This window comes from Nonomuraea sp. NPDC049129, from assembly GCF_040648495.1.
Classification (GTDB): Bacteria; Actinomycetota; Actinomycetes; order Streptosporangiales; family Streptosporangiaceae; genus Nonomuraea.
Window position 1 is genome coordinate 1 of the sequence record NZ_JBEZDU010000005.1, and the last position, 15206, is coordinate 15206.

General features: G+C 72.1%; 9 protein-coding genes. 3 read left to right on the forward strand and 6 right to left on the reverse strand.

Annotated features, from left to right (window positions below; all coding sequences use genetic code 11):
* Window positions 1–151: 151 nt before the first annotated feature.
* The 3 genes from AB0B64_RS15950 to AB0B64_RS15960 all read left to right on the forward strand — a co-directional run bounded on the left by AB0B64_RS15950 (window position 152) and on the right by AB0B64_RS15960 (window position 1985).
* A complete protein-coding gene (locus AB0B64_RS15950; RefSeq protein ID WP_357953895.1) occupies window positions 152–298 on the forward strand; it encodes a hypothetical protein in 147 nt (48 codons plus the stop codon).
* Window positions 299–642: 344 nt separating this feature from the next.
* Complete coding sequence (locus AB0B64_RS15955) at window positions 643–1290, forward strand: hypothetical protein (RefSeq protein WP_357953897.1); 648 nt, start codon at window positions 643–645, stop codon at window positions 1288–1290.
* A 2-nt stretch (window positions 1291–1292) separates the two neighbouring features.
* Window positions 1293–1985 carry an RES family NAD+ phosphorylase gene (locus AB0B64_RS15960; protein ID WP_357953899.1) on the forward strand — a complete coding sequence of 231 codons (693 nt, stop codon included), beginning with the start codon at window positions 1293–1295 and terminating at the stop codon, window positions 1983–1985.
* On the opposite strand, the gene AB0B64_RS15965 is transcribed toward AB0B64_RS15960, so the two are convergent.
* The 6 genes from AB0B64_RS15965 to AB0B64_RS15990 are packed head-to-tail and all read right to left on the reverse strand — an operon-like array spanning window position 1973 to window position 15205.
* A complete protein-coding gene (locus tag AB0B64_RS15965; protein ID WP_357953901.1) occupies window positions 1973–5812 on the reverse strand; it encodes a CHAT domain-containing protein in 3840 nt (1279 codons plus the stop codon). The genes AB0B64_RS15960 and AB0B64_RS15965 overlap by 13 nt on opposite strands.
* A gap of 53 nt (window positions 5813–5865) precedes the next feature.
* Window positions 5866–9657 (reverse strand): CHAT domain-containing protein, encoded by a 3792-nt coding sequence (locus AB0B64_RS15970; protein ID WP_358178048.1) that lies wholly within the window; start codon window positions 9655–9657, stop codon window positions 5866–5868.
* A 23-nt stretch (window positions 9658–9680) separates the two neighbouring features.
* Window positions 9681–10577 carry a hypothetical protein gene (locus tag AB0B64_RS15975; protein ID WP_357953905.1) on the reverse strand — a complete coding sequence of 299 codons (897 nt, stop codon included), beginning with the start codon at window positions 10575–10577 and terminating at the stop codon, window positions 9681–9683.
* Window positions 10574–11677 carry a hypothetical protein gene (locus AB0B64_RS15980; protein ID WP_358178051.1) on the reverse strand — a complete coding sequence of 368 codons (1104 nt, stop codon included), beginning with the start codon at window positions 11675–11677 and terminating at the stop codon, window positions 10574–10576. The genes AB0B64_RS15975 and AB0B64_RS15980 overlap by 4 nt, the downstream gene beginning before the upstream one ends.
* Complete coding sequence (locus AB0B64_RS15985) at window positions 11665–14160, reverse strand: hypothetical protein (protein WP_358178053.1); 2496 nt, start codon at window positions 14158–14160, stop codon at window positions 11665–11667. The genes AB0B64_RS15980 and AB0B64_RS15985 overlap by 13 nt, the downstream gene beginning before the upstream one ends.
* A gap of 1 nt (window position 14161) precedes the next feature.
* Window positions 14162–15205, reverse strand: a complete 1044-nt coding sequence (locus tag AB0B64_RS15990; protein ID WP_357953911.1) for a hypothetical protein — start codon at window positions 15203–15205, stop codon at window positions 14162–14164.
* Between the last annotated feature and the right edge of the window lies 1 nt (window position 15206).

The window sequence follows — 15206 nt, forward strand, 5'->3', positions numbered from 1 at the left end:
GCTGCAGCCCGAGCAAGGCCGGCCACCTCTGCAAGGCCATCGCCGTCCTGCAAAATCACCGCGTTGCCCAAGCCGCCTGGGGATGAAAAGGGGTCCTTGAGGCTGCCCGACGTAATCGTACACGCCAGGGGGCCGTGAGAGGATCGGCAGCGTGTCGAATGACGTCCGGCAATTGTTGCACCTCGAACACATCGTCTCCGCCATCGCCGTCAACCTCATCCGGCTGGACAACTGGTGGAACGGCCATCCCCTGGAGCGCAAACGCACCAGCCACCTGGCCGACTCGAACCAGCCTTGACCGCCTGAAACGAGTTAGCCAGCAGAGTCCTTCACGGTCGCAGTGCTCGGCACGTGCTCCAACTCGTACACCACTCCCGTGGACGGAACTCCGGCCCAACGAGACCAACTTAAGCCGGAGATGACGGACCGGGGAATGCAGCGACGGATTGATGGCCCGGTGTCTGCGGATGCGCTTCGAGGCGTTCCGGCCGCCGTGGACCGCTTGTCGCCTCTTCGGGTCGTCAAGTGGCCGGAACGTGCGGTGGTCGCGCGGAAAGCCGATCCACCCCCGCGATCGCCCGCGCCCGGCGACAATGGGGAGACGCGAGAGCGCCGGGGAGCTCCCCACCCGAAGGAGGGACCATGGACGGGCCGGCTTTCATCACTGCGCTCATCAACGATCTCCAAGAGGTCCGGCGGCACCTGGGCGACGAGCTCTCCGCGGAGCTCGACCGGCTGCTCGAACAGCTGCGGCAAGCCGGCGACGACCGGGACGCGCTAGAAGAGCTCACCCTTGACATCGTCGAACTGGTGGAACCGGAGCTTCCCCCAGGACACCCGGTGCGCGAGGCGATAACCAGCGCGATGCGCTTCGACAACTCCGGCCCCCGGGAGTGGGACACAGCCCTTTCCCGGATCCGCGCCGTCGACCTGGCCGGGCCGTACCCCGGCCCGGAGCATCTGCTGGCGGAGATCCACACCTCCTTGCTGGCAGCGCCCGCCTACCGGCCGGACGACGTCCTCGACGGCCATGACCCCAATCTGGTCCGGCTCAGCGCCGGGGACGGGACGACTCGTGTCCCGGCCTTCCAGTTCGACGCGGACGGCCTGGCCATACCCGTGGTGCTGCTGATCAACCGGCTGCTGGACGTGGACGACGATCCATGGGGGGTGGCCGGCTGGTGGTTGTACGGCAACGCCTGGCTCGGCGCGGCCCCCGCCGAGCTGCTCGGCGCCGATCGCGACGACGATCTCGTCGCCGCCGCCCAGGCCGAGCTGGAGGGGTTCTGACGATGACCGCGAGCCTTCCTCCTGACATGTGCCCCGGCGTGGCGACGACGGACGTCCTCCCCCAGGGGACGCGGCTGTGGCGGGTCCACTCGGTGACTCGGGAGGCGCACGAGTTCAACCCCCTCCCGGCCAATCACAAGATCGGCGGAGGCCGATTCGACAGCACCTCACTGCGTTTCTACCCGTACCTCTACGCGGCGGCGGAGAAGTCGACGGCGCTGATGGAGACGATCGTCCGCAGCCTCCTGTTCGACAAGACCGGCGGCCGCGCCGTCGTCCGGGCGGTGATCAAGAAACTGCGCTTGTCCGCCATCGAGCTGACCAGGGATGTGCGCGTACTCATACTCGCCGACCAGCAGGATCTGAGTGGTATCTGCGCCACGGAATGGCTCGTGCACGCCGAGGCCGTCGACTACGACCTGACCCGGCGATGGGCGATGTGGGTGCACGGGCGCGACTGGCGCGAACAGGGCAGGGGCTGGCCGGGCGCGCCACAGGGCATGGTGTGGCAGGCCAAGAGGGATTCCCCCAGGCACGCCATGATGTTCTTCGGCGACCGATGCGCCGACGCGATCAAGACCGTACCCGGGGAGGGGTTCCTGCTCAGCGACAACGCCTGCTATGCCGAGCTCTCCAGGCTGCTGCTGCCGTACGGGGTTGCCGTCAATCCGCCGACCGGGGGTCACCGCCCCTGAGCCGTGAAGGCGGCCCAGATGGCGGGGTCGCCGAGGTTCTTCTCGGTCGCCAGCCGGCGCAGCCCTGAAGAGATCGTGTCAGGGATCTCCCGCTCTGGATCGAGCATCCACGCCTGGGTCCGCCGCAGGGCCTCCCCAGGCGCGCCGGGCGCCGTACCGAGGAAGTGGTGGAACATGGTCATCATCAGGGCTGTCCGGGGGTCGTCGTCGATCGCCCAGCGCGAGGCGACGACACCGGCCGCGCCGGCCGCGAGCAGGGCCGAGGCCAGTGTCAGCGCCTCGTCGTGGTCGTTCTCGGTCAGGTCACCGGTGCAGGCGCTGAGGACGATCAGCGGGCCGGTCCCGCCCGCCTCTTCGCGCGCGGCCCGCTCCAGGATGCGGTCGACGCTGAGCCGGCCGTCTTCGCCGTGCAGCAGGATGGCCGAGTCCTCGGCGGACGGAGCGGAGACTGCGTGGCAGCCGAGATGCAGCAACGACGCGGGCTCGGCGCCGCCGGGCAGGCGGGCCAGCACGGCTTCTGCGGTCGCCTCGCCCGTCGCGGTCAGGGAGCTGCGCCCTCGCCAGCGTCCCAGCCGTTCGGCCGCCGGATAGTGGAGCCGGGCGATCTCGTCGCATTCCGTGCGGCACCATGGCAGCCGGGTCTGCCCTGTGGGGTCGCTGACCAGAAGGGGTGCGGCGGCGGGATCGGCCGGGGTGCGGGCGAGCACGGCGCAGAGCTGCCGGGCCGAGGCGGCGTAGGTGACGGCGACCTGCTGGCAGGCGTACCTGCCCTCGACGGGCAGCCCGGCCGCGTGCCAGGGCACGAGGCCGAGCCTGCCCCAGGGGACCAGCACGACACGCTGGACGCGGCCCGGCCGCCGCACCTGCTCCAGCACCCGCTCCATGCCAGCCCGCCAGGCCCATTCGCACAGATCGAGCAGGGCGATTCGCCAGCGTCTCTTGGCCCTGCGCAGGTCCGTGCCGTTCCCGCGGAGGCAGCCGAGGAGTTCCATCAGCGCCAGCCGGTAGGAGTCGACCCGGCTTCGCGGCCCCGGGTCGAGGCCGGGCAGCTCCAGGCTGTCCACCCGGCCGTTCTCGCGCACCAGCACAGCGCGCCCCGGGCCCTCGGCCGTGCGGGGCAGCAGATGGATCAGCGCGTCGAAGCCGCCGCCCCGGAGGGCGGCCGCGATCGTGCCGACGCCGGGCGGGGCGACCAGGCCAGCCTCGTCGGCCCTGGCCAGGGCCAGGACCACCCGACGGCGGAGATCGTCCGGGATGCCGATCGCCGGCTGCGCATCCCGCCGGCCTCCGGTCGTACGATCGGCCCACTCGCGCGCGAGCGCCCCCTCTCCGGCCGCGTCGAGGAGCCTGCCCAGGCCGGACGCGGTGGCCGCGTGCAAGGCCGTCCCCCGGCCGAGCTCGAGTGCTTCCACGGTCTCGGCGGGCATGGCCGCTCTGATGGCCAGCTTCGCGTTGTTCAGCGCGTAGTCGCCCGCCTCGCGGGACGCGTCGAGCCCGCGCCCCACCGCGGTCTGCACCATGACCTCCGTCAGGCGGGCACGCTGTGCCCGCAGCCCGGCCCGTACGGCCCCGGCCAGGTCGCCCCGAGCCCGCAGCTGCTCGGCGTGCACCTCATGGCTGTACGTCTGGGCAAAGTGTCCGGGAAACTCGTCCAGTCGCCGGACGATCGCCTCGGCGCCGTCGGGGACTCCGCCGCGGGCGAGCCGGTGCAGGCCGTCCGCGAGGCTCATGATCACCTCCTTGCCGTGGATGAGTTCCGTACTTGCCTCGCCCGCGACTTTGATCATCCTGTCCAGGACGGCTCCGTCCACCGTCCCGGCGGCGAGGTGCCGGGACGCCGCGATGATCACCTCCATGGCGTCGCGGCCGGGGAGGTCGGCCGGTACGGTCGAGAGCGCGCGCTCCATGTCGGCGATGCCGCGTTCCAACCGATCTGTGCCGCGATCGCGCATCGCCCTGAGCATGAGGGCCGTCCCACGGGCCGCACGGAAGGCAGGTCCGTCCACGACATCGGGGGAATCCTCCTCGATCGTGGCGTACAGATCGAGGGCGGTGTCGAGATACTGCAGGTCCCCGTCCAGGCTGAAGCGGTCGGTCAGCACGGACGCGGCGAGGAGCAACAGCCATCCGCGATGTCGATGGCCGGCCGGGATGAGCTCGACGGCCCTGTTGAGGAGGCGGAGGGCGTCCTCGAAGTCGTCCCGGGCGGAGGAGTAGACCGCGCGCATGCCGCGGGCGGCGCCGGACGCGGCGTAGAGCTCGGCGTCCTCGGCGAGAGGATTCGCCGGATTGAGCGCGCCGGCGGCGGGCAAGCACTCGACGAGGTGATCGAGCTCGGCCCGGCTCGGGATCCGCCACCTGGTGTTCAGGACGGCGCGAGCCAGAGCGAGAGCCGTGGCACCGCGGAGCGGATGCCCTCTGGGCATCCCGCGGAACGCCTCCGCCAGCACCTCACGCGACTCTGCATACGCGTCCGCACCGCCGGGCAGCTCTCCCCGCTGGGTCAGCGTCTCGCCGAGGCGGGCCAGCGCGGCGGGCCGGAGCGGGTGCCCGTGCGGCAGCGCGGCGGCCTCCCGCAGTTTCCCGGCCCGCGCGTCGAGCTGCTCGGCGGTGGCCGGGAGCGAAGCGGCCTCGGTCTCGGTCTCAAGGAAGGCGACCATGGGGGCCGCCACCGCGCGGTCCTTCTCGGGCATGGCCGTGGCCGCGCTCTGGAGCGCGGCCACGGCCTCTTGAACCTCCCCGGTCGAACGGGCCGAGATCATGGTGGCGATCGCCGCCAGGCCGCGCATGCGCGGATCGCCGGTCGGCTCGGCGGCGCGGCCCAGATGCCGTCCGGCCTCCGCCAGAGTGCCCTCCGCGCCTTGGGCTCGTGCCCTGGCCCCGAGCTCGGCGGCCGCGGCGAGCCCCAGTCCCGTCAGATCCTCTGGCGTGTCTTCTGGCAGGCATTGCCGCAACAGCAGGAGGCCCAGGTCGGCGTGGCATTGTGCGACTCCCTGCGGTGCCTCTTCGGCCAGGGCCCGGCGCAGCCATCCGGCGGCGACGCCGCGGTCGGGCGCGGGCCCGCACGGACGGCCCGCCCGGCGGTCGTAGAGGCCGGCGATGGTCCTGGCCGCCTTCTGTCGTGCGGGCGCTTCCTCAAGGGTGTCGTAGCCGGCCTCCAGGAGGCCGATCGCGCGGTCCAGGGCCGGGCCATCCCCGCCGTGGTGGATGATGCGGTACGCCAGGACGTCGCCGAGCCGGGCCTCGACCTCGGCGCGCCCCGGGTCGTCCAGCGAGCCCAGGCCGAGCGCCTCTTCCAGGTGGTCGACCGCCCGATCCAGGTCCGTACGGTCCTGGGCCCGCTCCACCACGGACACGGCCAGCCAGTAGAGGACCACGGGTCGGACGGGCTCCTCGGGTCCGCAGAGGGCGTCTGCTCGCTCCAGCCAGCCGATCGCCTCGTCGCGATCGGCGATCCCGGGCGGTCGCGCGTCGGCGCGTAGCGCGAGGGCCAGAGCCAGGTCGAGCAGCTGTTGCGGCTGGTCCTGGCCACAACGCACGAGCACACTACGGAGCCGTTCCACGGCCTGATCGAGATCGGCCGGACCGGCGCGGCCGGTCCCGTGCCGGCACAACAGCAGGTCGGCGAGCGCCGACTCCTCCTCCCACGTCGGATCGGGAGCTTCGGACAGCAGGTGGATGGCCTCGTCGGCGCCGTCCGGAACGTCCGGATCACCGATGAGCATGGCGACCATCTCGGTCCGCCACTCGTCCTCCCAGCCCTCGGCGCGCGCGTCCTCCCGCCGTCGCCGCCAGGCGATGATCTGCCCGGCCCGGTCATCGTTCATCGAAGCCGCCTTTCAGCGCGGGGAGCCGCCGGGCGCGTCCCGGACGGCCGAGGTCACTTGCCCTGATGGGTGAACGCCGCCCAGATGCGGATGTCGGTGAAATCGAGCCCCGCCGTCAGCCTGCGCAGCCGCTCGCCGATCCCGGCAGGCAGTTCCCGGGCGGGGTCGAGCATCCACAGCCGTGTCTCGTGCAGGGCGAGGGCGGGGTCCTCGGGAGTCCGGCGGAGGTGATGGTGGAACATCGCCATCATCACCGCGGTCCGCGGGTCGTCCGCCACCAGCCAGCGCGAGCCGACGACACCTGCCGCGACCGTCGCGAGCAGGGCGGTCGACAGCGTAAGGGCCTCGTCGAAGCTCTCCCGGGCGACGTCCGACAGGCAGGCGGTCAGGACCACCACCGCGCCCGGCCGCGCCGTCGTGCGGGTGAAGCGGAGTATGTCGTTGATCGTCAGCTTCTCCCCGGCGTCCGAGCCGCCTCTTCCGGCGAGATACAAGTAGGAGTCCGCGGCCCACGTAGCGGAGTAGGCGTGCCCGCTGTAATGGAGCATGGACGCCTCGAACAGCACCGCCATCAGCTCGGGAACCGTCGCGGGGCGCGCCTCCTCATGCCGCCACCTCCCCAGCCGCGCCGCGTCCGGATACCACAGGCGACCGATCTCCGCGCACTCCCTCCGGCTGTTCGGCATGAGGTCCCCCACCGAATCGGCCACGATGACGGGACGTGAGAGAAGCGGCCGATACGTCCGGCCGACGGCCTCGATCAGCTGGCGTCCGGAGGTGGCGTACGAGATGACCGCCCGCTGGCACACGCGCGTGTCTCCGAGCCGGGCCGCGTGCCATGGGACGAGGCCGCCGAGCTCCCAGGGCACCAGGACCAGCCTGGGTGAGCCGGATCCGGTGCCGAGCCCAGACAGCACCGGCCCCATGACAGCGGGCCCGGCCCAGTCGCACACCTGCGTGAGCGCCAGCGACCAGTCCTGCTTCGCCTCCTTCTCCGCGGGCGTGCGATAGGCGGCGAGCAAGTCGTCGTGCGCCGTCGCGTAGCGCTTGATCGGGCCGTCCGCGCGCAGCTCCGGCAACGGGATCACGGCAACCGTCTCGTCGGAGCGTACGAGCACCGCCGCGCCCCCGGCGTCCGTGGCGCCCGGCAGCAGGTAGACGAGCGCGTCCGCGTGGGCGGATCGCAGCCCCGCGCCGATCTCGCCCACCGTCGCCGGGCGCTGCAGCGGAGAGTCGCTCAACGCCGCGAACGCCCGGGCCCGCACCTCGGGCCTGACGTCGTCCGCCGACTCCCACGCGCTGGCGAGGTCGTGCCGGCCCACGTCCCGCAGCAGCTCGGGAACGCTCCGAACCGAGATCGCGGCCTGCAGGACCAGCCCGCGGCCCAGCTCCAGCGCCTCGATGAGGGCGTCCGTACGGCCGTCCGCGATGCACCACCCGGCAACCCGCATGGCCTCGCCGCTGCCGGCCTTGGACATCGCGAGCATGCGCTCCGTGCCGCTCTGCAGCTGCACCTCGCGCAGCCGGGCCCGCAGCGATTCGAGGGCGCGATCGATGGCGGGACCGTCGCCGCCGCTCCTGCGCCGGTGCGTCTCCGACAGGTCCGCCAAGATCTGCGCCGCAAGGGCCGCGCCCGGGTTCGAGCTCCGCTCGGCGGCGGCCTCCTCCAGCTTGGCGATCGCCTCGTCCAGATCCTCCGGAGCGCCGCCGAGCCCGTGCCGGAACGCCAGCGCCTTGCCCAGGATCGCCGCGTTCGACGTGAGGCCGCCGATGTGCGACTCGGAACCGGCCAGGACGCGGCGCACCAGGTCGATGCCGCGAGACAGCTCGCCGTCGTCGCGGCTCCAGACGCCTCTCATGATGGCCGTCGCTGCGCGCTGCCCGTTGTCCGGCTTCTCCCGGGGGGCCCCGGGCGCACGATCCGCACCGGTCGCGAGCGCCAGGGCCGCGTCCACCCCGGCGGCGTCGTTGGCGACCGCGCTCGCGAGCGCGGCGAAGAAGCCGGCCTCCCGCGGAAAGCCCTCCGCGGTCAGCACCTTCAGCCGCTCCGCCGCCTCGACCGCGGCCGCGCGGTCACGGCGGGCCACCGCCTGCATGACATCGACGACGGCCGCCATGCCTCCCACCGGATCGTCGCCCGATCGGGCCCATCCGGGCAGGGCTCGCAGCTCCTGGACGCAGCGCTGTGCCAGGTCCAGGTATTCGAGATTCTGCGTGGCGAGGTACCGCTCGACGAAGAGCGGCTGCGCGACCATCAGGAACAGGACCCGGGCGGGGTCCCCCGCCACGACGTCGGCCATCGCGTCCGTGACGCGCTCCGCGGTCCTGGTCAGAACGGCGGGCATGCCGTCCCGCCACCCGAGAGCGAGCTCCAGTGCGACCAGTTCGAGAGGGCCTGAGCGGCCCTTCATGAGCGCGGCGACCCGGTCGAGGTCCACCGCCGCCTGATCGAAGACCCGCATGGTGATCATGGCGTTGATCAGCCGGATGACGGTACACCTCCAAAGAGGGTGCCCTGGGTCCAGCCCTTCCAGCGCGTCGTGGAACGCGGCGACGCCCCGGCGGCACATGTCCTCGTCACCGAGGTCCACACCTCGTGAGATCAGCGTGACGCCCAGGAAGGTCTGGGCGGCCGAACGCATCTGATGACGCGCCGCCGGCGAGCTCAGATAGGTCTCCAGGTGCCGGATGAACCGGTCCTCGCCGGGCGGCACGCCGGGACCCGGCCCGGCGTGCAGCAGCTCGACCAGCCCGATCAGCCGCGGCCCCAGTGGGTGGTCCGGCGACAGTGCGGCAAGGGCCCGCTCCAGCACGCCGATCGCCGGATGGCCCGGGCCCGCCGCTGTCGCGAGCGACAAGGCACCGAGCACGACCGCCGACTCGGCGTCGCCTTGGTCCAAGGCGACGGCGAGGACGAGGTGCCGGACGGCCTCGTCGAGGTCCGCGTTCCGGGTCGCGGTCTGCCCCGACTGGAGCGCGAGAACGATGTCGTGTTCGTCGGGGGCCTCCGGCAGCCCGATCCCGCTGCGCCACATCAGGAGCACACCGAGCACGGCATGGCATTCGGCCTCGGTGGGCGACGACTGCCGGCCCGTGAGCCGGGACTCGGTGATCAGGCGGGAGGCCGTCTCGATGGCGGCGTCGAGGTCGGCCGATGATCCGTCCGGTCCCTGGTAGCGGTTGCCCAATGCGAGCGTGAGCTCCCAACCGGCCTCGGCGGCGACCGCGCCCTCCGACGCCGACCACACCCCGGCGAGGATCTCCATGCCCTTCGTCTCCTCACCGAGCCGGAGATAGACGTGCCCCGCCTGGACGGCGGCCTCCGGCTCGGTGGGAACCTGCTTCATCAACGTGTCGAGGAGGCCGATCGCCTCCTCGCGGTCGTCGCTCTCGCCGAGGACGGCGGAACGGGTCGCCAGCACGTCGGCGAGCCGGAGGCGCATCCACCACAGGGTTTCGGCGAGGCTCCCCTCGGCCATGCGCAGCCGCTCCACGGCCGGGTCGAGATCGCCGGTGGTCTGCTGGTGCTCGAACCGGGTCATCAGCAACTGGCCGAGCGAGAAGTGCTCGTCCCAGCCGAATCCGGTCCCCTCCTGGGCGGTGTCGTCCGCCCGGAAGAGCATCGCGATCGCGCCGTCCAGGTCTTCCGCACCGCCCAGCAGCTCCCAGCGGGCCTGCCGGACCTGGCCGAGCAGCAGCCACGTCTCGGCCCCCGGCGCCCGGTCCACCAGCCACCGGGCGTCGTCGAGCGCCTCGTCGAGCCGGGCCTGGACGTCGTCGTCCGGCTCGCCGGCCGCGTAGCGCCGGAGCACCTCGCGCAGGCGCCGCTGCCGTTCGTCGTTCATGGTTTCCTCGTGTCCTCCGTACGTCATTGCACGGGGAGCAGGGCGCGTGCCTGCTCATAGGCCTCGTCATGGACGGCGAGGGCGATCTTCAAGGCGGCCTTGACGTCGGCAAGCCGCTGGTCGAACTCGTCGAGTGCGGTGTTCGCGTGGTCCAGCCCCGATCCGTTGTGCGATGGGTCGGCGCCGATGCCCTCCAGCAGCCGCCGCTGGGCCAGCCGGTAGGCCTCGATGGAGGGCAGCCGCCGCTCGCACTGCTCCCTGAGAGCGGCGAAACCCTCGACGGCCTCGCCGAGTTCGGCGCCGAGCCGGTCGAGCCGAGTGCGTTCGGTCGCAAGGCTCCTTCTGGCCTCGGCGAGGTCGCGGCCGGTCTGCTCCGCCTCCGTGAGCGTCTCGGCGGTCTCTTCGCCGACCTTCGCGAGCTGTGCCTTGGTCAGGGTGACCACGGCCGCGGCCGATGCGGCGAGTTCCCGCTCGGCGGTGCTCACCGCCGTCAGCTCTTCGTACCGGTCGGTCAGCCGCGCCCGCTGGGCCTTCAGGTCGTGGAGCTCCCCGGCGAGATCCTGCAGCCGCAGCAGGTCGGTCAGCTCGGCGGCCAGCCGCTCGTGTTCCGCCTCGGCGGCCCGCAGCTCCTCGAGGACGGGTCGGAGTCGTTGCAGCACCTCGTGGTCGGCCTCGATGCGCCGTTGCAGCCGGCGCAGGTCGTCGAGACGGGAGAGCACGCGCTCACGGGTGGGCGGTCCGGCCGCCGCGGTCTCGACCAGGTCGAGGACCCGGTTCAGCAGGGCGGGCACGCCGTCCAGGGAGGCCGCCAGGTCCGTGACGAAGGCGAAGGCGACGGCGTCGTCCGCCGGGCCGATCTCGGTGGCCTGCCGGGAGACGTTCGCCACTGTCGCCTTGAGGTCGGCGAGGGGATCGTTCATGTCTGTCTCTCCACCGGGATCAGGATCGGGTCGGCCGCTTCGTTGTCGAACAGCAGGCCGATCGGCGCACCTCGTACGCCGACTCTGTACTGGCCTGGCGGGAGCCCGGCCAGGCTGACTCGGCACCGCTCGCCTGCGACGACGAGCGGCAGGCGATCCGGCAGCGCCGGTTTCGCCGTGGGCGTCCCTCCGTTGCTCAGGACGAGGGGACCATCGTCCAGCTGGGCGAACTCTCCCAGCCCGGTGGGCAGGGGCACCGCGATCTCCTCCAGCAGTCCGGCTCTCGTCCGGTGCAGCGGAAGCGCGACCTGCTCGTGCGGCATCGCGGCCACCCTGGTGCGGCCCTCCGCCACATCGCAGGCGCCACGCGCGATCGCCACCACATCGAGCGTGCGGGGTTCGCGGCCGGCAGCGTCCGCTATGGCCTGCCGGACCAGCGGAAAGTCCGCGAACCCTCCGATGAGGAGGATCTCGGCGCCGGGGCAGGAGGGCAGCAGCGTCTTGATCCGCTCGGCGAAGGCCGTGAACGTGTCGAGCACCAGGCCCGCGGTGACCCCTGCCGCCACCGCCTCGTCACGCACGAAGTCGTGCCTCATCGCCTGCTGGATCACGGTCGCGAGCCGGCCGCCGGGCTGGCGCAACGCTCTGCCCATCTCGGCCCGCGTTTCCGGGGCCCCGGCGGCGGTCACCGCCTCGACGAAGGCCCACCGGCCCAGCTTCGGCTCGTTCATGACGCTGACGGGCCGGATCAGCCCGTCGCCGGCGTCGGCCAGCACGACGGTGAAGCCTCTCTCCCCCGCGTCGCAGACCAGCCGCGGGCCCTCTGCCGTGCCTGGTCCGATGATCGCCGAGACCGCGGCCGCGGTCCTCGGCACCGGGTGCACGGGCCCCAGCGGCACCAGTGCTCGATGGAGCAGTTCCTCCTCGATCACCCCCATCCCGCCCGTGAGCAGGACGATCCGGCCGTGCGCCGGCGGCCGCAGCGCGTCGTCCAGAGCCCGGGAGCCGGTCGCCTCCGGAACGGGCCGCACCGTGAACGACTCTCCGCTCGCCTCGGTGCGGCCGCCGTCGGTGTCGAGCACCATCGTCATCGGCGCCACAGCCTGCGTCCTCTCTCTCCGGCGAAGTCCTTGATCCGTTGCGCGGTCTCCTTCAGCTCCTCCCTGGCCTCGTCGCTCAGCACGTGGCCGTTCGGCGGGTCATCCGGCACGACGCATGCGAGGAGATCGAGATGGAAGCCCATCTCACGGAGCAGCCGACGGGTGACCTCCGTCCGCAGCGCGGCCCCGAAGGCGTCCTCTGCCGTGTACGCCCTCAGCAGGTCGCGGACCCACTCGTCCATCCGGCCGGGGTGGGCGAGGGTGGGCGGGCGCCGCAGGCGGATCTCGGCGAGCAGCGACAGCAGCCCCTCGACGGTCGGACGCCATCCGGAACCGCGAAGCGCCTTATAAGCCTGGCCGGCCGTGTTGCCGGCGCGATACCCGTCGGCGCACAACACCGCCACATGCCTCGGGTCGGCGTTCCGGTGCAGCGCCCGGAGCGCGATCAGCGGCGCCTCCGTCCGCAGCGACGGGTGCTCGCGGAGGGCGGCCGCCCACCAGTCCGCGTATTCCGGGTTCGCGTCAAGGGAGGGATCCAGGGCGCGCCCGGCTGCGACCGCGCCTACGAGGCGGACATCGCCGGGCCCTCCGTCCCGGCCGACGGCCGCCGACAGGCTGAGGACCAGCGCGGCCGAGTCCGGCTCGGCGGGCCAGGCCCAGGTCCCCAGCTGCTGGGCCAGGCCGTCGAGGACACGGGTGCGCAGAGGCGACGACAGCCGCAGGACCTCCAGGAACCCGCCCCGGTAGGCTGCCCGGTCCCCACCCGCGGCGACGCGGAAATGCCGCAGCCCGCTCCGCAACGCGAGCAGCAACGCGTCGATCATGCCTTGCTCGGTGGCACCCGGCTGATCCAAGTCGGCCAGCCGACTGCTCCAGAAGGCGGCGTCGACCCGGGCCCGGCCGGCCAGCCAGCCGGCGAACGCGGGCAGCACCAGCCCCAGCCGCTCGTACACGGCGGCGACGCGCAGGAAGTCGTACAGGCAGTTCGTCCCGTAGGCCGCCAGCTGATCGAGGTCGCGATCGCTGATCGGCACGACGGAACCGGCGAGGATCGCGTCGAAGCAGCGCATCTCGGCGGGTAGGCGCGTCTTCAGCCGCTCCACCAGCGTGGACACGTCCTCCGGCCGGTCCAGGAACTCCGTGATCAGTGCGAACGTCAGGGGGACGTCGCGCACGAGAACCTCGAAGGTCTGGGCGTGGTCGACGTCGAGCCGCCGCTTGACCTGCGCCGCGGCGACGGCCAGGTTGCGCGCGTTCACCGTGGCGCCGCCGCGTTCGAGCACCGTCGCCAGGTATCGATCGCCGAAACCCAAGGTCTCGGCCGCGGCGACATACGCTGACACGTCGCGATCGGGGTCCGGTCCCCACAGCGCGGTCGCGCCCACGCGCGCCAGACGGTCGAACGGCGTGCTATGAACGGCGGCCACCTCGTTCCAGAGGCGCGTGATCACGGGGAGGTCCGCGCGGTCCGCGGCATCGATCAGCTCGCCGAAAACGGTCACCCGGTCCTCCGGCGACTCCAGCAGCCGCCACTTCTCGGCGGTGAACATGCGCCGCAGGTCCGCGTGGGCCGCCCGCCCCTGCCGGGCCGCTTTCAGCACCCGGCGATGCCAGTCGAGCTCGTCCAGAAGTCGGATGGCGTCCTCAGGCTCGTTGACCGAGCCGGTCATCAGGCGCAGATGGCCGATGACCCGGGCGACCGCTTCTTCCCCCACGCCCTCGCCGGTCAGCTCGCGTAGCCGCTGCAGATAGGTCCCGGCGATGTCGGCGCCCTCAGGGGGAGCCGCCGGGACGAGCCAGTCGAGCTCGAAGGAGTCCGCCCGGTTGTGCCGGGCGAAGGCGAGCTTGACATGCTTGCTCCCGCCCTCGTGCCAGGTGCCGGCGCTGTACGTGGTCCGCGCCCCGTACGGCAGCAACGCGGCGACCGCGTCCAGGAACGCCAGCCGCTCCTGCAGGCGCAGCTCCGGGCAGCGCGTGACGGTGACCGCCCCCTCCAGCGACATCGCGGCGGCCGTCGCGACCCGGGCGAACCCGAGTTCCGCGATCGACCGGGCCTGCTCGGCCGCCTTCGTCGCGGACAGCTCGATCCGCATCGGGGTTCCCACCGGCGGCAGCGGCGCACCACGGAGGGCGTGGTAAAGGTCCTGGTAGGAGATCGCCTCCGCGCACAGCGCCTGGTACGGCACGGCGAAGTACCGGCTGTGCGCGATGGGCCGGCCCGCGCCATCGGGGTCGTTCGACCACTCCTGCATGGTCAGGCCCACATAGGTGACCTCGCCGTCCCCCACCTCGCTGATCGCCACCCACGGCAACGATCCCGGGGAATCGCGATCCGCCGGTGGGTTGCCCAGCGAGAACCGCGCGAGGATCAGCATGAGGTCGCCGTCGGTGAACCTGGACCCGCCCGACGCCATGATCGTGTAGTCCTCGTGACTGTCGCGGGGCTTCCCGTGCAACGCCCAGCCGACCCGCACCTGTGTCATGTCAGCTCCTCGGGAGCGTGGCCGTGGCGAGCCACACCAGCGGCTCGAGAACGTTGATCGGGTGGACCCCGCCGAGGATGCGCGTGGTGTCGCCTTCGGGGCCGGTCTCCTCGACGACGTTCCAGGGCTGGGCGGGCTGGAACCGCCGTACCTTGGGGTCGAGGTAGAAGCCGACCGCGGAGGTCATGAAATACCGCGTGCGATCCGGGCTGAAGGACGTCCTGATGCCCTTGTCCAGCAGGATGGCGCTGTTCTGCACGTCGGACGCGCACAGGAGGGAGAACAGCTCCGCGGCCAGCGCGTCCGGCACCGTCGGGAACCCCTCGTCCTTGGTGGTGTTGTCCGTGTAGCCGAGCCGGTGCGCGGGTTCGTAGACGTAGGGGTGGTCGAACTTGGTGATGCAGACGGCGAGGTGGTGGGGCAGGAACCGGTCGCGGCTGCGGCCCGCGGCCCGCTGGGCCAGCTGCATCACGGTCCGCTGGAAGTAGTCGTAGGAGTCCCGCCGGCTCCGCTCGCGGGTGGGGTCGAAGAGGTAGATGAGCCCGTCACAGGACGCGAGATGGTCGATCAGGCGCTCCTCTTCGGACCGGTCCTTCGGGCCGTCGCCCGCGTCGGTTCCGTCGTCGCCGCCGAACTGGACCCGGCCCGACAGCCCCGCCTTCGGCCCACCGCTGTCGCCCCGGTACATGCCCCCGGGTGCGTCGAGCAGGTCGAGCATGATGGCCGTGACCTCTCGTTCGGTACGGGTCAGCCCGAGCCTGGTCTTGCGGCGTACCTCCCGCTCGCCGCGGAACACCCATTGGAGGTTCGGCGGCAGCCGCAGCGTCGCGGCCGGGAACTGCTGCAACGTGATCAGCTGATGGGTCATGTCGGTGAGGAAGTCCGTCGAGGCGTCGTCGCTGCCGTGCAGCCACCAGTCGGACTCCCCGTGGTCGACGGCCACGCGCAGTGCGGCGAGAAAGGTCGTCTTGCCGCTCTGGGGAGCGCCCCAAAGGCCGATGCGTCCCTGGAACGGGGCCCGCGGTTCCGGGCCTGGAAGGCTCATG